Origin of the sequence: Eikenella sp. Marseille-P7795 (assembly GCF_916618725.1) — a bacterium.
Lineage (GTDB): Bacteria > Pseudomonadota > Gammaproteobacteria > Burkholderiales > Neisseriaceae > Eikenella > Eikenella longinqua.
The window spans coordinates 283,110-302,824 of record NZ_CAKAJZ010000001.1; the positions used below are offsets into that span (position 1 = coordinate 283,110).

Here is a 19,715-nt window from a genome sequence, read left to right on the forward strand (position 1 = left end):
GCCCATGCCGGAAAAATTCACCCGTATTCCCCGCCCATCCATTGGCCGCCTGCTGGTCACCCTTCTCTTCAGCTGTTTTTTTCAGGTAGCCTTTGCCCTGGATTTCGGCCGTATCCAGCCGGATGAAGCTGCCGTTTACGTGCAAGATCTCGACAGCGGCGAAATCCTGCTCGCCCACCGTGCCGACGTGTCGATGAACCCCGCCTCCACCATGAAGCTGGTAACCACCTTCGCCGCCTTGCGCGCACTGGGCGGCAATTTCCGCTGGCAAACCGAATGGCGCAGCAATGCCCCCATTGCCAATGGCGCTTTGCAGGGCGATTTATACTGGGTGGGCAGCGGCGACCCGGGCTTCGACCAGCCAGACTTACTGGCCATGCAGCGGCAGCTCACCGGCCAAGGCATCCTCTCGCTCAACGGCAAAGTGGTGCTCGACCGCCAAGTATGGGGCAGCGCCGGCAGCGCCGACGGCTTTGAAAACGATGCCGAAGAAAGCTTCGTTGTCCCGCCCGATCCACACATGATTGCCTACAAAGTATTGTGGGCCACCGCCTCCCGCAACGAAGCCGGCCAACCCGCCTTCCTGCTCAATCCGCCGCTCTACGGCATTCCCACCGACACCAGCCAAGTTGTTGAAACTACGGGCCGCTGCGGCAAACTTTCCAACCACGTTTCCGCCAAGCTCGAAAACAACGTTTTGGTGTTCCGCGGCCGCCTGCCCGCCGCCTGTATCGGCGAAAAAATGTTTCTCAACGTTTTCGACGCCCAACGCTTCGCCGAAGAAAGCTTCCGCGGGCAATGGCTGGCGCAAGGCCTGGGCGGGCTCTACGGCTTCGGCCGCGGCAACGCCCCGCCCAACAGCCGCATTCTGGCCGCGCACTATTCCAAGCCGCTCGGCGAAATCCTCACCGATATGAACAAACACTCCAACAACCTGATTGCCCGCAGCGTGTTCCTCACGCTCGGCCATCAGGAACGCGGCCCGCACAGCGTGCACAACGCCGAAGCGGCCGTGCGCCGGCAACTGGTGGCCGCCGGTTTGGACGACGAAGCCCTGGTGCTGGAAAACGGCTCCGGCCTGTCGCGCCGCGAACGCCTCACCGCCCGCTTCCTCGGCAGCATGCTGTTTCAAGCCTACCGCTCGCCCTTCCGCGACAGCTTCATCCACACCCTGCCGATTGCCGGCACCGACGGCACCCTGCGCGGCCGCTTCCGCCAGCTCGGCCGCTCGCTGCGCATGAAAACTGGCACCCTGCGCAACGTGCGCGCCCTAGCCGGCTACTGGCTGCCGCCTAGCGGGCGCAAACTCGCCGTGGTTGTGATCATCAACAGCCACCGCTCCGGCGGCTACCTGCCCGATATGGACGCCCTCGTGCGCCGGATTGTGCACGATGCCGACGAGCTGGACGGCGCCGCCCCCGTTCAGCCTGCCCCCGCCCAGTAATCCTCCGCAAAACAGCCGCCGTATGCCTTACCCGGCAAGGAAAAGCTGGCAAAGCCGGGCATTTTCAGGTAGCCTAGCGCTGTTTTGTTTTTTTCACCCTTTTTTGAAGGAACCCATATGAGCGAACAACAACAGCAACCCGTATTCAGCGTGGAAAAACTCTATGTAAACGATTTGTCTTTGGAAGTGCCTCACGCCCCCGAGATTTTCCTCAATCAGGAAACCCCCGAAGTGGAAATGCAGGTGCACACCGACAATAAAAAACTGGAAGAAGATTTCTACAACGTTACCGTAACCGTAACCGTAACCGCCAAGCTGGCCGACGGCAAAGTATTGTTCCTGAACGAAGTGGCGCAAAGCGGCATCTTCCGCCTGGCCAATATTCCCGAAGCTGACGTGAAAGTGCTGCTCGGCATCGCCTGCCCGAACATCCTCTACCCCTACGCCCGCGAAGCCGTGTCTTCCACCATCACCCGCGCCGGCTTCCCGCCCGTGGTGCTGGCGCCGATCAACTTCGAAGCCATGTACGAGCAGCAACAGGCCGCCGCCAACGCCCCGGCTGCCGGCAACGCTTAACATTCAACCGATACCAAACAGGCTATGGCAGGAGTGCCATAGCCTGTTTTTGTTTCACTCTAAGCTGCTGCCGATTTTCAGGTAGCCTCATGCCGCAGGCAGAAGGCACCTGAAAACGCCGCTTCAACATTGCGCCCTTATTCCCTTGATTCGTCCATCTCTTTTTCGTATTTTCGCTCATTGAAATACTTGCCCGCGCTCACTTCCAGCTCGCCGCAATCGGAAATAAGGCGGCTCTGCTCATCATAAATTTTGTAAGTCTGCTGCACGCTTCCTATCGCGCATTCGCCATCCAATCCTAACAGGATGGTATAGAACACGTCGTCCAGCAACATGTCTATCACTTCCTTGAGCTGCGCTGCTTGGGCATCGTTAAGCAGCAGGGCTTTGATCTTGGCATTGACTGCGCTGGGATGGGCGGGCTGTTCTTCAAAACAAGAGCTAAGGAATTTAAGCTTTTCCAGATAGAAATTTCTGGCCAATTCGTCTGCGGACATGGTTGCCTTTCTTCCGTTGTTTGGTGGTGCTGTGCCGGCTATATTTTGGCTTTGTCGATGCTCGGCCGCACACGATTTTCAGGTAGCCTCATGACAACACCCGAGGCCGGCACCACAGCAAGCAAAAGGCGGATATAAAATCCGCCACTGCTATGAAGATTGTGCCAAACATTCAGGCCACCTGAAAGCGTCAGCTTCAGCGAAGCTAAAAATGTCGCTACTTTTTCAGGTAGCCTTCATCAAAACACCGCATTCAGCACGATAAAGCAAATCGCCGCCAGCAGCCCCGCCGCCGGCACGGTAATCACCCAGGCCAGCGCGATGGGCTTCATCAGCCGCCAGTTGGCATTGCGGTTTACCAGCCCGATGCCCAGCACCGCGCCCACCAGAATGTGCGTGCTCGACACGGGCAGGCCCAGCGCGGAAGCCAGCATCACCACGGTGGCGGCGGAAAGCTCGGCCACGAAGCCGGAGGAAGGGTGCATCTTGGCCAGATTTTCGCCCACGGTGGCAATCACTTCCCGCCCGATAAACCACAGCCCCACCACCAGCGCCACGCCGAAAGTGAGCATGGTAATCGGCGGGATGTCGCCGCCGCTGCCGATGCCACCGCTGCGCAGCACGTCCATGATGGCGGCGAAGGGGCCGATGGCGTTGGCGATGTCGTTAGAGCCGTGGCTGAAGGCGAAGCAGCAGGCGGTGAACACTTGCAGCCAGCTGAACATGATGAAGGTGGCGCGGTCGAGGTTGTTGCCGGTTTTCAGGGTGCGGGCGTAGGCAAACGTGCCCATCCACAACACCGCGCCCACCATGCCGACAATCAGCAGGTTGTCCAGCGTGCTCAGGCCTAAGTTAAGATGTTTCAAGCCTTTAAACAGCAGCATCGCCGCCATCACCATGCCGCCCACCGCGCCCACCAGCGGCACCCACAGGCGCAAGGCGCGGAAGGCGTTGATTTCGTCTTTGCGGCAGTCGATTTCGTGCAGGCCGCGGTAATAGTCGGAAGCCAGCTCTTCGGGCTGATAATGGCCTTCGTTGTAGAGCTGGGCGTCGCGCACGATGGTGGCGGTGTAGGCCATCTGTTGCAGCTCGCTCATCTGCTCGAAGCGCGTTTTGTGTTCTTTCTTGTAGGCCAGCTTCTCTTTGCGCAGGCGCTGCACATGGCGGCTGGAGGCCACGTTGTAGCCCAGGATATAGGTTTTGATGTTTTTGAAAATCAGATAGGAAGTCACCCCGCCCAACAGCGGAGAGAGCACCCAAGAGATGGCGATTTCGCCGATTTTGTCCCAGCGCACCATGTTCAGGCCGCCCAAGCCGCTGTTGTAGAAGCCCAAAACCAGCGCCGAGCCCACAATGCCGCCGATGATGGAATGCGTGGTGGACACCGGCAGGCCTTTTTGCGAGGCAAACAGCAGCCACAACGAAGCCGCCGCCAGCGCCGCCATCATGATATACACAAACTGCAAAGGCTCCAGCGACATGCCGCCCAAATCCACAATGCCGTTGCGGATGGTTTCGGTTACGCCGCCGCCGGCCAGCATCGCGCCGCTCACTTCAAACACCGCCGCCACCGCCAGCGCCTGCGGGATACTCAGCGTGCCCGCGCCCACCGAAGTGCCGAAGGAATTGGCCACGTCGTTGCCGCCGATATTGAAGGCCATGAAGATACCGAACAGCGCAGCCAGGATAAACAGCGCCGCATGATGGTGCTGGATGTAGCCCAGCCCCCAATAGATGAAATAGCCGGACATGCCAAACAACACGGCAATACCGAGGAAATTGACGCTCTTCAAACGCAGCGAAGCAGGGGAAGCGGCCATTATGGTGTTCTTTGCAAACGAAAATTCAAACAAGGCAGCCGCACAGGCAGCGGCACCCCACGCAAACGGGGCGATTATACCAAAACCCATCCGCAGCACACGCAAAATCAGGCTACCTGAAAATAATACGTGGTTTTCAGGTAGCCTTTTTCAGGTAGCCTCAATGGCTGTGCGCACTATTGCGCCCGGCTATATTCCTGCAGCAGCGCGCGGAAGGCTGCCGCCGTTTCCGGGTGTTTCAGGCCGTAGGCCACGGTGGCTTCCAGGTAGCCCAGCTTGCTGCCGCAGTCGTAGCGCTTGCCGGCAAAGGCGTGCGCCAACACCGGCTCGTGCTCCAGCAGCTTGGCGATGCCGTCGGTGAGCTGGATTTCGCCGCCCGCGCCGCGTCCGATGGTTTGCAGCAGCTGGAAAATGCGCGGCGTGAGGATGTAGCGCCCCACCACGGCCAGGTTCGACGGCGCCTCTTCCGGCTTCGGCTTCTCCACAATGCTGCGGATGCGCTGATACTGCTGCCAAGGCGACACTTCCACAATGCCGTAGGAGCCGGTTTGCGCGGGCTCCACTGTTTCCACGCCCAGTACGCTGTTGCCGGTTTGGCGGTACACGTCGACCATCTGCGCGATGGCGCCCTGCGGCGCGTCGATCAAATCGTCGGCCAGAATCACGGCGAAAGGCTCGTTGCCCACCGCCGCGCGGGCGCACAGCACGGCGTGCCCCAGACCCAGCGCCTCGGCCTGGCGGATATACAGGCAGGTTACCTCGGGCGGCAAAATGTCGCGCACATGCGATAACAGCGCGGTTTTGTGGCGGTGTTCCAGCTCGGTTTCCAGCTCGTAGGCCTTGTCGAAATGGTCTTCGATGCTGCGCTTGTTGCGGCCGGTGATGAACACCAGCTCGGTGCAGCCGGCGGCCACGGCTTCTTCCACCGCGTATTGAATCAGCGGCTTATCCACAATTGGCAGCATTTCTTTGGGGCTGGCCTTGGTGGCGGGCAGAAAGCGCGTGCCCATCCCGGCCACGGGGAACACGGCTTTTTTGATCGGAACGGGGTGTTGCATGATTTCGTCTCTGTTTGGCTTGAAAATGGAAAGATGCCGCATTATAGCGGCTTAAAGTGAATCTAAGGCTACCTGAAAACGCAGCGCAGCGGAGTTTCTGCGAAGCTAAATTTTCAGGTAGCCTTACAACATTCGGATTAACGCGCCATGTGTGCAAACACGTTTGCCGCTGCCGCCACGGTCTCGTTTACCAGCTCTTCGCTGTGCGCCGCCGACACAAAGGCCGCCTCATAGGCCGAAGGCCCGAAGGCCACGCCTTTATCCAGCATGCCGTGGAAGAAGGTTTTAAACGCGTCGATATCCGAAGCCGCCATATCGGCATAGTTCTGCGGCAGGCTACCTGAAAAATACAGGCCGAACATACCGCCCACGCTGTCGGCGTTAAACTCAACGCCCGCTTGTGCCGCCGCCTGTTTCAGCCCGCGCACCAATTGCTCGGTTCGCGCGGTGAGGTTTTCGTAGAAGCCCGGGCGTTGAATGATTTCCAGCGTTTTCAGGCCCGCCGCCACCGCCACCGGGTTGCCCGAAAGCGTGCCGGCCTGATACACCGCGCCCAAGGGCGAGATGCAGTCCATGATTTCGCGTTTGCCGCCGAAGGCCGCCAACGGCATACCGCCGCCGATTACCTTGCCCATGGTGGTCAAATCCGGCGTGATGCCGTGCAGCGACTGCGCGCCGCCCAGCGCCACTCGGAAGCCGGTCATCACTTCGTCGTAAATCAGCACCGCGCCGTGTTTGGCGGTGAGCTCGCGCAGTGCGCGCAGAAATGCCGGCGTGGGGCGCACCAGGTTCATGTTGCCCGCGAAAGGCTCCAAAATCACACAGGCGATTTGGCCGCCGGCTTGGGCGAAGGCTTCTTCCAGCTGCGCCATGTTGTTGTATTCCAATACCAGCGTGTGCTTGGTGAAATCGGCGGGCACGCCGGCGGAGGAGGGGTGGCCGAAGGTGAGCAGGCCGCTGCCGGCTTTCACCAGCAGGCTGTCGGAGTGGCCGTGGTAGCAGCCTTCGAATTTGATGATTTGATCGCGCCCGGTGTAGCCGCGCGCCAGGCGGATGGCCGACATGGTGGCTTCCGTGCCGCTGCTCACCAGCCGCAGCCGCTCCACACTGGGCACCAGGCGGCAGATTTCCTCAGCTATTACGATTTCCGCTTCGGTGGGCGCGCCAAACGAAAGCCCGCCCAGCGCCGCCTCACGCACCGCTTCCAGCACTTCCGGATGCGCGTGCCCCACGATGGCCGGCCCCCACGAGCCGACGTAGTCGATATAGCGTGTGCCGTTTTCGTCCCACACAAACGCGCCCTCGGCCTTTTTGATGAAGCGCGGCACGCCGCCCACGCTGCCGAAGGCGCGCACGGGCGAGTTCACGCCGCCGGGAATCACGGCTTTGGCGCGGGAAAAGAGCTGTTGGTTGCGGTCGGTCATGGCGGAAGTCCTGAATAGAAAAATGGAAACGGGCGGATTTTAGCAGATTCCGCTGCCGGGTTTTTAGCTTCGCACAAACTCCGCCGCACTGCGTTTTCAGGTAGCCTCAGGTTGAGAAGAGGCTACCTGAAAAATATACGCAGCCATCCGGCCGAAGCCATGCAGAAACCGTGCATCCAGGTTTTCAGGTAGCCCAAAGCAAAGCAAACGAAACACCCGATGTTTTGAGGCTACCTGAAAACGAACGAAGTGAGTTTCTGCGAAGCTAAAGCGCGAGCTTCAATGCGGTTAAACCATAACGCGGCAAAGTTTCTGCAAAACCAAAATCAAGCCGCCGCGCTTGCAATCCCCGCCGCCCGACCCATATACTAGCCCAAACGGCACACCTTCCGCGCCGTTACCCACCCTAAGGAGACCGCCATGAGCAAAGAGAAAGATTTCGAGCAGCAAAAAGAAGAGCTGATGAAAGAAGTGCGCGACGTGCTGGACAACGTGGAAGAGCTCTACCAGGCCGGCGCCGAATACGGCAGCGAAGAAGCCCAAGCGCTGCGCGGCAAGCTGCAACGCAAATTGCAGGCCGCCCAACGCAAGCTGGGCGAGTTTGAAGACGTGGCCGTAGACCGCGTGAAACAAACCGCGCGCCAGGCCGACGAACTGGTGCAGGAAAAACCGTATTACGCCATGGGCTTTGCCGCGCTGGCCGGCTTGGTGGTGGGCGTGCTGCTCAACCGCCGCTAACCAGCCGCATTGATACACCGCCCGCCCTGCCCCATCAAGCGCAGGCGGGCGTTTTGCCCGCCGCCCCGCCGAGGAGCCCGCCATGAGCCTGAAACAGAATATCAACCACTTCCGCTTCCTGATGAACCAGGGCGTGGATTTGCTGCTGCTGCGCCTGCAAATCCTCGGCATCGACCTTTCCGGCCAGGCGGCGGGATTGGTGCGCATGCTCGCCGCCGTGGCAGTGGGCGGCGTGATGCTGCTCGCCACGCTGATCAGCCTGCTGTTCGGGCTGGATGCGGTGCTGCCGGCGCAGGCCAAAGCGTGGGTGTTTTTCGGGCTGCCCGTGTTGCTGCTGCTGATTGCCTGGATGGCCTTGGCGCGCGCCGCATCCGGCTGGCGGCAGGCTGGTTTTCAGGTAGCCTCTACCCTGGCCGATATGCGCCGCGACATCGACACCTTGCGCGGCCGTTCGCCCAACCATCCCGCCCCCGCGCCCCAAGCCGACACGGAGCCAGCCGAATGAGCAGCCCGATAAGCAAACAGCAGCAGCGCGAACTCTTAGCGCTGCAAGCCGAGCTCGCCCGCCTGAAAATCCGCGCCGAGCAGCTCAAACAGCGCCAGCGGCAGCAAGGCCGCGGCAGCGACTGGCAGCGCTGGCTCAAGCTGGCCGATCACCTGCCTGCCGCCATGCTGCTGTGGCAGGCTGCCGTGCTGCCTCCGGCCAAACAGCGTGCCTTGCTGCCCAAGGCCGGGCGGATGCTGTGGCGCTGGTGGCGCAGTTTGCCGGCCGAATCCGGCAAATAAGTTGCCTCGCCCCATGCTATAGCAAACCAACTTAACTTTCGCTCAGCGTTAGCTCGCCTTGCCGTACTCCCGTACTGTCTGCGGCTCGCTGCCTGGTATCGAAAGCCAATTTGGTTCGCTATAAAGGCTACCTGAAAACCGGTTTTCAGGTAGCCTTTAGTTCAGCCTTGATTTCATTCAGCCAAATCCATATCTGCCTCGGCCATGGCAAACCCGCCGGTCGCCTGCCGCCGCTTCAGCCACTTCGGCACCCACACCGCCGCCAAAGTGGCCGCCACCACCAGCACAATCCCCAGCCACGACAGCGCCGAAATCCGCTCGCCCAAAATCAGCACCGCCAACCACGCCCCGAAAATCGGCCCCAGCGCCGAAAGGATGCCCGACACATTGGCCGGCACCGTTTTCATCCCGATATTCCACAAATTATAGGCCAGCCAGCTGCAACACACGCCCAAATACACCAGCCCCAGCGTGCCCTTCCAGTTCCAATCGATGTGCAGGCTGTCTGCAAACACCAGCGTGGCCGGCAGGCACAGCAGCGGCGCCACCGCCATCGAAATCGAAGTGAAGGCCGACACGCCGATTTTCTTAATCATATCCTGCGTGGGGCGCAACACCGCGCAAAACACCGTGTTGCCCGCAAACACCAGCGCGCTGCCCCACAGGCCGACTTCCCCGCCTTCCCCGCCGCCGGCAATCAACAGCGCCACCCCGGCAAACGCTGCCACGCCGCACAGCCACACCGACCAGTGCGCGCGGTCGTAGAAAAAGAAATGGCCGATAAACACCGTCAAAATCGGGCTCAAGCCCAAAATCGTGGTGGCGCTGGCCGCCGAAGTGGTTTTCGCCCCCACAAACTCCAGCATCATCACCACCACATAATTCCAAAACGACATCCACAGCAAGCCCTTCCAATGCCGCCCCTCCACCTGCCGCCAATAGCGCAAACACGGCGGCAACGCCAACAGCGAAGCAATCCCCAGGCGAAACAACAACATCAGCGCCGGGTCCATCATCGTGAAGGTATATTTGGCCGCAATAAAAGCGCTGCTCCACAATAGCAGCGCAATAATTTGGTACAACACAGCTTCCCCCCGGCGCATCCGCGCCGAAAATTATAATGCAAACAGTTTACTGCGGCCGCCATATCCCCCGCAAGCGCGGCAGCAGGCTACCTGAAAAATATCTGCTTAAAAGCAAATAAATCAGCTTCAAACTGTCTCTTTATCCCCCCATTCAGCAAAGGCTACCTGAAAATTTCAGGTAGCCTTTTCGAGCATTCATTCACTTTTGCCCATTTCCGCCAGCTGCCGCCGCGCCAACCACCTCGGCAGCAGCCCCACCAACACCGTCGCCAGCACCACCAGCACAATCCCCAGCCACGACAGCGCCGAAATCCGCTCGCCCAACACCCACACCGCCAAAACGCCCCGAAAATCGGCTCCAAGGCCGTGAGGATGCCCGAAAAATTGGCCGACACCGTTTTCATGCCCTTATTCCACAAAGTATAGGCCAGCCAGCTGCACCCCACCCCCAAATACAACAGCCCCAGCACCCCGGCACATTCCACGCCACCTCCGCCTTCCCCAGCGACAGCAAACCCACCGGCAGATACAGCAGCGGCGCCACCGCCATCGAAAGCGAAGTGAACGCCGGCGAGCCGATTTCCGCCACCATCCGCTGCATCGGCCGCATAATCGCGCAAAACACCGCCCCGCCCGCCAACACCAGCGCACAGCCCGCCAGGCCGACTTCCCCGCCCTCGCCGCCGCCCGCCACCAACAGCGCCACCCCCGCAAACGCCAGCAGCCCGCACAGCCAGTGATACCAGCGCGCATAATCGCGGAAGAAGAAATGCCCGATAAACACCATCAGCAGCGGCTCCAGCCCGATGATGGTGGAGGCGCTCGCCGCCGACGTATATTTCAAACCCCAAAACTGCAAGCTCAACACCACCACAAAATTCCAAAACGACAGCCACAGCAGCCCCCGCCACTGCCGCCGCGACAAGCCCCGCCCGAAGCGCAGCGCCATCGGCAACACCAACAGCGCCGCAATCCCCAGGCGAAACAGCAGCATCAAGGGCGGCTCCATCATCGTATACACATACTTCGCCGCAATAAACGAGCTGCTCCACAAGAGCAGCGCCATGATTTGGTAGAACATATTTTTCTCTTCACACTCAGCGCAGCCGCCGAAACCTGTTCGAGCCGCGCCTGCTTTATTTCACATGCTCACTGCTCAACCGGGCATACGCACGCTGCCATTTCTCGGCGTTGTATTCATCGGGCACATTGCGGGGCAGATAAGCGCCAGCGCCTGCAAAAAGGCTTGCCGGGTTTCGGGGGCCAGCAGCCAGCCGTTCATCACGGCCGCAAACTCTTCGTTGCGGTAGCCGTATTCGGGCAGGTAGCAGAGGCAGCTTTCATCCCATGCTGCCGCATTGCCGCCATCGGGCAACTCTTCCAATATTGCAACAAATTCGTCTATCGCCGTCGGCTGCATGCTGTGTTGCGTCCACAATTGCAGCAGCTCGGGAATCATATCCAATTCGGCGTGTTGGAACATACACAGAAATCCGGTCAGGTTCTCCGACAGAGGGTGGCAGCCATGGTGCAGCAAATGCGCAAACCACGCGCGGGCAAAGCGTTTTGCCCAGTCTATTTCGGCCGGCAGCCAGCATTCGCGCTGCGAAAAATGTGCACGATACCAAGCCATTTCCGTAGTGATTGCCGTATCTTCCAGCCGGATAATGCCCTGCGCGATGCGCGGCAGGAAATGTTTGAACTCGGCAATGCCATCGGCGGCTTCCCCCACAATGACTATTGCACTGCTCTGATAGACACGCATCATGGCTTCGCTCCATTCGCGCAGCGGAATGCTGAGGTATGAATGCTGCATTTCTCGGGGCATACAGCCGCCACAGTCGCAAACGTTGAGCGGGAAGGTGGCCGGATAGTCGGCAAATAGCTCGTAGGCTTGTTCCACCAGTGCTTCAAGGGTTTCCATTTTTTGCTTATCAATTAGACGTTTGGGCGATGAATTTAAAATTGCGGCTCGTCTCCCGTGCCACACCGGCCGCATTAAACGAAGCAGAAGGCTACCTGAAATTGGACAGGCTACCTGAAAAATATTTCCGGCCTTTCATCACCCCATTTTTCAGGTAGCCTTTTGCCGCATCCGGCACGCCATGCTCAACGCCCGGCCACGGTCATTTTTTCCAGCAGCAGGGAGCCGACTTTGTGGGCGCTGCGTTTGAGCGCGTCGTTGGCGGCGCCGGCGATGTTGGGCAGCATGTCTTGCAGGCGGCCGGCGATGGTGATTTCCTGCACGGGGTAGGCGATTTCGCCGTTCTCCACCCAAAAGCCGGCGGCGCCGCGCGAATAGTCGCCGGTAACCGTGTTCACGCCCTGCCCCATCAGCTCGGTTACCAAGAGGCCGCTGCCCATTTCGCGCAGGAGCTCGGCCTGGCCGGCGTGGGTGTGGTTGAGCACCAGGTTGTGCACGCCGCCGGCGTTGGCGGTAGTGTCGAGGCCGAGCTTGCGGGCGCTGTAGCTGCCGAGGAAGTAGCCGCGGATGATGCCGTTTTCAATCACGAAACGCGGCCGGGTGGCCACGCCTTCGGCGTCGAAGGCGGTGCTGGCTAGGGCTTTGGACAGGTGCGGCTCTTCGCGCAGGCTGAGGGCGGCGGGCAGGATTTGGCGGCCGATACTGTCTTGCAGGAAGCTGGTTTGGCGGTAAAGCGCGCTGCCGCTGAGCGCGCCCACCAGATGCCCGATGAGGCTACCTGAAACGGTGGCGTCGAACAGCACGGGATAGCTGCCGGTGGGCAGGCTTCTGGCGCCGAGGCGCTGCACGGCGCGGCGGGCGGCGGCTTGTCCGATGTGCTCGGGCGCGTCCAAATCGGCGGGGTCGCGGGCGATGTCATACCAATAATCGCGCTGCATGCCTTGCCCGCCGCCGGCCACCATGCTGCAGGAGAGGCTGTGGCGCGAGCTTTTTTGGTATTGCATGAAGCCGTGGCTGTTGCCGTAAACGTATTGATAATGCCCGGTTTGCACGCCGGCGCCTTCGGAATTGCAAATGCGGCTGTCGGCCTGCTGCGCGGCTGCTTCGCTGCGGCGGGCGAGCTCGGCTGCGGCGGCGGTGTCGAGCGGCCATTCGTAGTAGCTGTGCAAATCGGGAAATTCGGTGGCCATCAGCGCGGCATCGGCCAGGCCGGCGCAATCGTCGGCGGCGGTGTAGCGGGCGATGTCGAGCGCGGCGCGCACGGTGTCGGCAATGGCTTGGGGCGAGAAATCGGCGGTGCTGGCACGGCCTTTGCGCTGCCCAGCATACACGGTAAGATCGAGCGATTTGTCTTGCTGGTATTCGATCTGCTCGATTTCCTGCAAACGCACCTGCACCGATTGGCCGATGGATTCGCTCACGTCGGCTTCGGCAGCGGTGGCGCCGCCGGCTTTGGCCAGCGCCAGGGCTTGGGCGCAAACGTCGCGCAGGGTTTGCTCGCTGTGGTTGAACATGGTGGTGTGCCTGTGTCGATAGAATGGAAAGGCGGTATTGTAACCGAAGCGGCTGCCTATTTTTCAGGTAGCCTTTGGGCTGCCACCCATGCTTTCGCTATAATGCGCCTGTTTTTTCTGTTTCACGGCCATCCATCATGTCCACCCCATTCGATTTAGTCTTCTTCGGCGGCACCGGCGATCTGGTGATGCGCAAACTGCTGCCCGCCCTCTACCAAGCCCACGCCGCCGGCACGCTGCACGCCGAAGGCCGCATCATCGGCCTCGGCCGCCGCGATCTCGGCCGCGAAGGCTACCTGAAAAAAGTGGAAGAATCCGCCCGGCCGCACATCCCCAACCTAGAAGAGCCGCAATGGCAAAGCTTCTGCCGGCGCATCGAATACCTGCCCGTGGACGCCGAAAACGCCGAGCAGTTCCACCGCCTTGCCGGGCAGCTCGGCAACGCCGCCGGGCAAAAAGGCCGCGCCCTGGTGATCTACCTCTCCACCGCGCCGCACTACTTCATGCCCATCTGCCGCCACCTCGCCGCCGCCGGGCTCAACCGCGCCGAAACCCGCATCGTGCTGGAAAAACCGCTCGGCCACGACCTTGCCTCCGCGCAGCGCATCAACACCGCCGTGGCCGCCTTCTTCCGCGAAGAGCAGATCTACCGCATCGACCATTATCTGGGCAAAGAGCCCGTGCAAAACCTGCTCGCCCTGCGCTTTGCCAACCGCCTGTTCGAGCCCCTGTGGTGTTCCGCCCAAATCCGCGCCGTAGAAATCACCATTGCCGAAGAGCTCGGCGTGGAAAAACGCGGCGAGTTCTACGACCAAACCGGCGCCCTGCGCGACATGCTGCAAAACCACCTTTTGCAGCTCCTCTGCTTCACCGCCATGGAGCCGCCCCGCTCCCTCGGCGACAGCGACGTGCGCAACGCCAAGCTCGGCGTGCTCAACGCGCTCAAGCCCTTCAACGCCTACAGCGTGCGCGCCGACGTGGTGCGCGGCCAATATACCGCCGGCCAAATCCGCGGCCAAAGCGTGCGCGGCTACCGCGAAGAAGCCGACATCTCCCCGCAAAGCCGCACCGAAACCTTCGTCGCCCTGCGCGCCGAAATCGACAACCCCCGCTGGCGCGGCGTGCCGTTTTTGCTGCGCACCGGCAAACGCATGGCCGGGCGGCTGGCCGAAATCGTGTTGCACTTCTGGCCCGAAGCCCACCCCCTGTTTGGCTGCGGCGGCTCGCCCAACCGCCTCAGCGTGCGCCTGCAACCACAGGAATCCGTCAAACTCTTCCTGCAGATGAAAGCCCCCGGCACCAGCCTGTGCGTGCACGAAGCCGCGCTCGACCTCGACCTGCTCAAAATCTTCCCCGAACGCCGCGCCGACGCCTACGAACGCCTCCTGCTCGACGCCATCGACGGCAAACTCGCCCTCTTCATGCGCAGCGACGAGCTCGAAGCCGCCTGGCGCTGGCTCCAGCCCGTGCTCGACGACTGGGCAGCACGCCGGCCCGAGCCCCTGCCCTACGCCGCCGGCAGCCACGGCCCCGACGCCGCCATCGACATGGCCGCCGCCTGCGGCGTGGACTGGCGCAACCGCTAGGCTCGTTCAGGCTACCTGAAAATCGGTAGTAATGATTTGAGTTTTAAAGCTTTCAAAATTTCAGGTAGCCTCAACAAGCAAAAAGGCTACCTGAAAAAACAATCCACTGAATATTCAGCTATAATCCCGCCATCCCATCACCCAAACCCAAGGAGCTTCACCATGAATAATTTCGACGAACGCTACCGCGCCCCGCAAAGCGAAAACACCGGATTGCGCGGCCAAGGCACGCCCGAATTGTGGAACCCGAATGCGGCCGCCTGCTGGTCGCTGCTGTTTTCGCCCATATTCGGCGCGGCACTGCATATGCTCAACGCCCGCGCCTTGGGCGACCAAGAATTGGAGAAACTGAACAAAGCCTTCATTTGGGGCATGCTGGCCGTGGTGGCGATTGCTATTCCGATTTTCGTGATTTTTGATATAGGCACCAACGTGCTCGGCCTCGCCTTGCTGGGCGCGTGGTATGGCGGCGTGGGCCGCAAACAGGTGGCACAGGTGAAAGATGAATTCGGCACGGATTATCCGCGCAAGTCTTGGGGCAAACCGATATTTTTCGGTATCCTCGGCGTGTGCGGCTTATTTGTATACAGCTTTATCGTGATCTTTGTATTGAGTATGATGGGTATGGTTTCCTTATAACAGGCATTATCCCAGTCATGCTTGAGTATTTCAGGTAGCCTCTTGATAAGGCTACCTGAAAACTTGTCCTGCCGTTTCCTTTCCCTTTCAAGGCTACCTGAAAAATATGACCAGCCCCTTCCTCACTTGGCACACTTTCCCCACCCCCGCCGCCCAAGCCGCCGCGCTGGCGCAGGCCGTGGCCGGCTGCCTGTGGCAATGTTTGCGCACCCAAGGCCGCGCCGTGCTGGCCGTGTCCGGCGGGCGCTCGCCGGTGGCGTTTTTCGAAGCGCTGGCGCAGCAGGCGCTGGATTGGCCGAACGTTACCGTTACGCTGGTGGACGAGCGCTTGGTGCCGCCAGCCCACGCCGACAGCAATGCCGCGCTGGTGCGCCGCCACCTGCTGGCGCAAGCCGCCGCCGAAGCCCGTTTCCTGCCGCTGGTGGACGAACAAAGCGACACCGCCCACCCCGCCGCCGCGCTGGCCGCTGCCGAAGCCCGTTTCCCCGCGCCCGACATCGCCGTGCTCGGTATGGGCGCCGACGGGCACACCGCTTCGCTGTTTCCGCAAGCGCCGCAGCTGGCCGAAGCCGTGTCGCCCGCATACGGCGCCAAACTGGCGCACACCAGCCCCATTACCGCCGCACACGAGCGCATCGGCATGAGCCTGAACGCGCTCGCCGCCGTGCCGCACCTGTTCGTATCCATCCAAGGGGCGGAGAAACGCGCCGTGCTGGAGCAGGCCGCGGCCAACCCGCTATCTTTCCCCATCGGCCTGCTGCTGCAACGCCTGCAAGACACATCCCACCCAGAGAAATGCCATGCCTACTACGCAGACTAACCCAAACTGGCCGCGCCTGGTGGCCGACATCGGCGGCACCAATGCCCGCTTCGCGCTGGAAACCGCGCCACTGCAAATCGAAGAAGTGCGCATCCTGCCCTGCAACGACTACCACACGCTGGCCGATGCCGTGCGCGCCTATCTGGCGCAGGTGGGGCTACCTGAAATCCGCCACTGCGCCATCGCCATTGCCAATCCGGTGGTGGGCGACTGGGTGCAGATGACCAACCACCACTGGGCGTTTTCCATCGAAACCACGCGCCAGGCGCTGCGTTTCGACACGCTGTTGGTGCTCAACGATTTCACCGCGCAGGCGCTGGCGCTGCCGCATTTGGCTGCCGGCGAGCTGGTGCAGGTGGGCGGCGGCGCCGCGCTGCCGGATATGCCGGTGGCGGTGCTCGGCCCGGGCACGGGCTTGGGCGTATCCGGCCTGATTCCGCATGCGGCGGGGCGTTTTGCCGCGCTGGCGGGCGAAGGCGGGCACGTGAGCTTTTCGCCGTTCGACGACACCGAAGTGTTTTTGTGGCAATACGCCAAGCAGAAGTTCGGGCATGTGTCGGCCGAGCGCTTTTTGTGCGGCGCCGGGCTCAGCCTGATTCACGAAGGGCTGGCAGCGCGCGAGCAAATCAGCCGCCCCAAGCTCTCCGCCGCCGACATCACCGAACGCGCCCTCAGCGGCCATTCCCCGCTGTGCCGGCTGGCGCTGGATATTTTCTGCGCCATGCTCGGCACGGTGGCAGCCAATCTGGCGCTCACGTTAGGCGCGCGCGGCGGTGTGTATCTGTGTGGCGGCATCGTGCCGCGCTTCATCGATTATTTCCACTCCTCGCCCTTCCGCAGCCGCTTTGAAAACAAAGGCCGTTTCGATGCCTATCTGGCGGCGATTCCGGTATTCGTGGTGCTCAACAAATACCCAGGCCTGCCCGGCGCGGCAGTGGCGCTGGCCGAACATTTGCAGGACGCGCACTGAATCTGTGCGACCGTTCAACAGGCTACCTGAAAACCCGCATTGCGCATTTTCAGGTAGCCTTTTGCCGTTTTTTGCTCCTTCCCGCGAGTGTAAAAAGCAAGCAATATGCTTTGACAATTTTTAACTGCTATCCTAATATCCGCCTGAGGCCTGTTGAAACGACCCGCAGGCCTGTATTAATTGTCTAATTATTTCAACGAGGTAAACAGCTATGGAAATCGAAGTAAACAGCTACTATACCTTGATCGCGGCAACGATGGTGCTGCTGCTGGGCAAGGCGATGGTACGCAAAATCAAATTTTTGCGGGATTTCAATATTCCCGAGCCGGTGGCCGGCGGCCTGGCGGCAGCAGCAGCTTTGCTCGCCCTCTATTCTTTCGGCGGCGTCAGTTTCGGTTTCCAAAAACCGCTGCAAGACACCTTCATGCTGATCTTCTTCACCTCTATCGGCCTGAGCGCCGATTTCTCGCGCCTGAAAGCGGGCGGTGTGCCCTTGGTGGTGTTCACTGCCGTAGTGGGCGCCTTCATCCTGCTACAAAACGTGGTGGGCGTGGGCTTGGCCAGCATGTTCGGCCTGCACCCGATGACCGGCCTGATTACCGGCTCCATCACGCTCACCGGCGGCCACGGCACCGCAGCCGGCTGGGCGCCCGACCTGATGAAATACGGCGTGCCCGCCGCCTCCGAGCTGGGCATGGCTTCCGCCACCTTCGGCCTGGTGGCCGGCGGCTTGATCGGCGGCCCGGTGGCCCGCCGCCTGATCAACAAAATGGGGCGCAAACCCTTGTCTGACGAGGAAGTCAATCAAGCCGACCGCCAATGCGCTTCCGACGATTCCGGCAAAAACACCAACGACGTGTTCGAACACGCCGAGCAAACCCGCCTGATTACCGCCACTTCTGCCATTGAAACGCTGGCCATGTTTGCCGCCTGCCTTTCTTTCTCCGAAATCATGGACGGCATCGACAAACAATACCTGTTCGACCTGCCCAAATTCGTGTGGGCGCTGTTTGGCGGCGTGGTGTTGCGCAACGTGTTGGTGATGGGCTTCAAATTCAATATGTTCGACCGCGCCATTGACGTGTTCGGCAATGCTTCGCTGTCGCTCTTCCTGGCCATGGCGCTGCTGAACCTGAAACTGTGGCAGCTCACCGGCCTGGCCGGCCCGGTTACCATCATCCTGCTGGTGCAAACTGTGGTGATGATTTTGTATGCCACCTATGCCACCTATGTGTTTATGGGCCGCGACTATGATGCCGCCGTGCTGGCCGCCGGCCACTGCGGTTTCGGCTTGGGCGCCACCCCAACCGCGGTAGCCAATATGCAGTCGATCACCGAACGCTTCGGCCCCTCGCACAAGGCCTTCCTGATTGTGCCGCTGGTGGGCGCGTTCTTCGTGGACATCATCAATGCGCTGATTCTGTCCGGCTTTGTGAATTTCCTGAAATAAGTTGGCTCCGGTTGAAAAAACGGCATCCTCTTGCGGGATGCCGTTTTGGTTTGTGCAGTGGGAAAAGGCTACCTGAAAAACGAGTTCTGCAAAGCCGAAAAAGGCAGGTATTGGATACCTGCCTTTATTGTGCCAACTTTTTTCAGGTAGCCTGATTAGGCTTCGCCTTCTTCCATGCCCACAATCGCCAGATTGTCGATGCCAGAGGCCTGGCCGGCATTGCCGCGCTTGCTGTTGAGCTGGATATTGAGGCGCAGGTCGTTTACCGAGTCGGCGTTTTTCAGCGCGTCGTCGTAGGAAATCAGGCCGGCTTCGTAGAGGTCGAACAGGGATTGGTCGAAGGTTTGCATGCCCAAGTCGCGGGAGCGGGCCATGATTTCTTTCACGCCGTGGATGTCGCCGTTCAAAATCAGCTCGGCAATCAGCGGGGAGTTGAGCAGCACTTCTACGGCGGCCACGCGGCCTTTGCCGTCGGGCTTGGGCACGAGGCGCTGGGAAATAAAGCCTTTGAGGTTGAGCGAGAGGTCGTTCAAGAGCTGGGTGCGGCGCTCTTCGGGGAAGAAGTTGATGATGCGGTCGAGCGCCTGGTTGGAGTTGTTGGCGTGCAGGGTGGCCATGCAGAGGTGGCCGGTTTCGGCGAAGGCGAGCGCGTAGTCCATGGTTTCGCGGTCGCGGATTTCGCCGATGAGGATCACGTCGGGGGCTTGGCGCAGGGTGTTTTTGAGGGCGGCAAACCAGTTTTCGGTGTCTACGCCCACTTCACGCTGGGTGATGATGCAGTGTTTGTGCGGGTGCACGAATTCGATCGGGTCTTCGATGGTGATGATGTGGCCGTAGCTGTTTTCGTTGCGGTAGTCGATCATGGCGGCCAGGGAGGTGGATTTGCCGGAGCCGGTGCCGCCCACGAAGATGACGAGGCCGCGTTTTTCCATCACCACTTGTTTCAAAATCGGCGGCAGGTTCATGTTGTCGAACTTGGGGATTTCGCTGGTGATCACGCGGCACACGAGGGCGGCGGCGCCGCGCTGCACCATGGCGTTAATGCGGAAGCGGGATACGCCGGCCAGGCTGATGGCGAAGTTGCATTCTTTGGTGTTGTCGAACTCTTCGGCCTGTTTGTCGTCCATCAGGGCGCGGGCGATGAGCGCGGTGTGGTCGGCAGTGAGCGGTTTGTCGGTGATCGGGGTGAGCTTGCCGTCGAGCTTCATGGCCGGGGGGAAGCCGGCGGTGATGAAGAGGTCGGAGCCTTTGCTTTGCACCAGGTGGTGGAGCAGGCCGTGGATGAATTTTTTCATCTCTTCGTTGTAAGCGGGAATTGCCATAAAACGTTTTCCATTTTTAGTGATAAATCAGTTAAATACATAGTGAATCAAAATAAGAATGG

The 19,715-nt window shown here is 60.5% G+C and carries 19 protein-coding genes and 1 pseudogene; 11 read left to right on the plus strand and 9 right to left on the minus strand.

Annotated features, from left to right (window positions below; genetic code table 11):
• The first annotated feature begins 4 nt into the window (after positions 1 to 4).
• Both dacB and secB read left to right on the plus strand, forming a co-directional pair.
• Entirely contained in the window at positions 5 to 1,444 is a 1,440-nt protein-coding gene (dacB, locus tag LG371_RS01480; RefSeq protein ID WP_067591027.1) for a D-alanyl-D-alanine carboxypeptidase/D-alanyl-D-alanine-endopeptidase, read from the plus strand.
• A 117-nt stretch (positions 1,445 to 1,561) separates the two neighbouring features.
• Complete coding sequence (gene secB, locus LG371_RS01485; protein WP_067591024.1) at positions 1,562 to 2,020, plus strand: protein-export chaperone SecB; 459 nt, start codon at positions 1,562 to 1,564, stop codon at positions 2,018 to 2,020.
• Between the two features lie 137 nt (positions 2,021 to 2,157).
• Here the strand turns inward: secB and LG371_RS01490 are convergent, their stop codons facing one another.
• From LG371_RS01490 to hemL, 4 genes are all read right to left on the minus strand, one after another.
• A complete protein-coding gene (locus tag LG371_RS01490; protein WP_067591022.1) occupies positions 2,158 to 2,517 on the minus strand; it encodes a hypothetical protein in 360 nt (119 codons plus the stop codon).
• Positions 2,518 to 2,756: 239 nt separating this feature from the next.
• Entirely contained in the window at positions 2,757 to 4,337 is a 1,581-nt protein-coding gene (locus tag LG371_RS01495) for an inorganic phosphate transporter (RefSeq protein WP_067591019.1), read from the minus strand.
• A gap of 176 nt (positions 4,338 to 4,513) precedes the next feature.
• Positions 4,514 to 5,395, minus strand: a complete 882-nt coding sequence (gene galU / locus LG371_RS01500; RefSeq protein WP_067591156.1) for a UTP--glucose-1-phosphate uridylyltransferase GalU — start codon at positions 5,393 to 5,395, stop codon at positions 4,514 to 4,516.
• Between the two features lie 137 nt (positions 5,396 to 5,532).
• Positions 5,533 to 6,819: a glutamate-1-semialdehyde 2,1-aminomutase gene (gene hemL, locus LG371_RS01505; protein WP_067591016.1), complete on the minus strand. Its 1,287-nt coding sequence runs from the start codon at positions 6,817 to 6,819 to the stop codon at positions 5,533 to 5,535.
• A gap of 420 nt (positions 6,820 to 7,239) precedes the next feature.
• Here hemL and LG371_RS01510 point away from each other — a divergent pair, with 420 nt between their 5' ends.
• From LG371_RS01510 to LG371_RS01520, 3 genes are all read left to right on the plus strand, one after another.
• Positions 7,240 to 7,557: a YqjD family protein gene (locus LG371_RS01510; RefSeq protein WP_067591013.1), complete on the plus strand. Its 318-nt coding sequence runs from the start codon at positions 7,240 to 7,242 to the stop codon at positions 7,555 to 7,557.
• Positions 7,558 to 7,639: 82 nt separating this feature from the next.
• Positions 7,640 to 8,062, plus strand: coding sequence for a phage holin family protein (locus LG371_RS01515; protein WP_225747536.1), 423 nt, complete (start codon positions 7,640 to 7,642; stop codon positions 8,060 to 8,062).
• Entirely contained in the window at positions 8,059 to 8,343 is a 285-nt protein-coding gene (locus LG371_RS01520; protein WP_225747537.1) for a hypothetical protein, read from the plus strand. Before LG371_RS01515 ends, LG371_RS01520 begins: the two co-directional genes overlap by 4 nt.
• 173 nt (positions 8,344 to 8,516) lie before the next feature.
• Here the strand turns inward: LG371_RS01520 and LG371_RS01525 are convergent, their stop codons facing one another.
• The 3 genes and pseudogenes from LG371_RS01525 to LG371_RS01535 all read right to left on the minus strand — a co-directional run bounded on the left by LG371_RS01525 (position 8,517) and on the right by LG371_RS01535 (position 11,352).
• On the minus strand, positions 8,517 to 9,428 hold the full coding sequence (locus tag LG371_RS01525; protein ID WP_225747538.1) for a DMT family transporter: 912 nt from the start codon (positions 9,426 to 9,428) through the stop codon (positions 8,517 to 8,519).
• A 195-nt stretch (positions 9,429 to 9,623) separates the two neighbouring features.
• A pseudogene (locus tag LG371_RS01530) lies at positions 9,624 to 10,509 on the minus strand (DMT family transporter).
• A 75-nt stretch (positions 10,510 to 10,584) separates the two neighbouring features.
• Positions 10,585 to 11,352 carry a hypothetical protein gene (locus LG371_RS01535; protein ID WP_225747539.1) on the minus strand — a complete coding sequence of 256 codons (768 nt, stop codon included), beginning with the start codon at positions 11,350 to 11,352 and terminating at the stop codon, positions 10,585 to 10,587.
• 29 nt (positions 11,353 to 11,381) lie between these two features.
• On the opposite strand from LG371_RS01535, the gene LG371_RS12190 reads away from it, so the two are divergent.
• The gene (locus LG371_RS12190) at positions 11,382 to 11,510 is read left to right on the plus strand and encodes a hypothetical protein (RefSeq protein WP_255593039.1); all 129 of its coding nucleotides are present in this window, start codon (positions 11,382 to 11,384) and stop codon (positions 11,508 to 11,510) included.
• A gap of 27 nt (positions 11,511 to 11,537) precedes the next feature.
• Here the strand turns inward: LG371_RS12190 and pmbA are convergent, their stop codons facing one another.
• Entirely contained in the window at positions 11,538 to 12,866 is a 1,329-nt protein-coding gene (gene pmbA, locus LG371_RS01540) for a metalloprotease PmbA (RefSeq protein ID WP_067590999.1), read from the minus strand.
• A 137-nt stretch (positions 12,867 to 13,003) separates the two neighbouring features.
• Between pmbA and zwf the strand changes: the two genes are divergently transcribed.
• From zwf to gltS, 5 genes are all read left to right on the plus strand, one after another.
• Entirely contained in the window at positions 13,004 to 14,452 is a 1,449-nt protein-coding gene (zwf, locus tag LG371_RS01545; protein WP_067590996.1) for a glucose-6-phosphate dehydrogenase, read from the plus strand.
• Between the two features lie 162 nt (positions 14,453 to 14,614).
• Positions 14,615 to 15,091 carry a hypothetical protein gene (locus tag LG371_RS01550; RefSeq protein ID WP_067590993.1) on the plus strand — a complete coding sequence of 159 codons (477 nt, stop codon included), beginning with the start codon at positions 14,615 to 14,617 and terminating at the stop codon, positions 15,089 to 15,091.
• Positions 15,092 to 15,197: 106 nt separating this feature from the next.
• Positions 15,198 to 15,911, plus strand: coding sequence for a 6-phosphogluconolactonase (pgl, locus tag LG371_RS01555; RefSeq protein WP_067590990.1), 714 nt, complete (start codon positions 15,198 to 15,200; stop codon positions 15,909 to 15,911).
• Entirely contained in the window at positions 15,892 to 16,881 is a 990-nt protein-coding gene (locus tag LG371_RS01560; RefSeq protein ID WP_067590988.1) for a glucokinase, read from the plus strand. Before pgl ends, LG371_RS01560 begins: the two co-directional genes overlap by 20 nt.
• 211 nt (positions 16,882 to 17,092) lie before the next feature.
• Complete coding sequence (gene gltS / locus LG371_RS01565) at positions 17,093 to 18,331, plus strand: sodium/glutamate symporter (protein WP_225747540.1); 1,239 nt, start codon at positions 17,093 to 17,095, stop codon at positions 18,329 to 18,331.
• Between the two features lie 155 nt (positions 18,332 to 18,486).
• Here the strand turns inward: gltS and LG371_RS01570 are convergent, their stop codons facing one another.
• The gene (locus LG371_RS01570) at positions 18,487 to 19,653 is read right to left on the minus strand and encodes a PilT/PilU family type 4a pilus ATPase (protein ID WP_067590982.1); all 1,167 of its coding nucleotides are present in this window, start codon (positions 19,651 to 19,653) and stop codon (positions 18,487 to 18,489) included.
• Between the last annotated feature and the right edge of the window lie 62 nt (positions 19,654 to 19,715).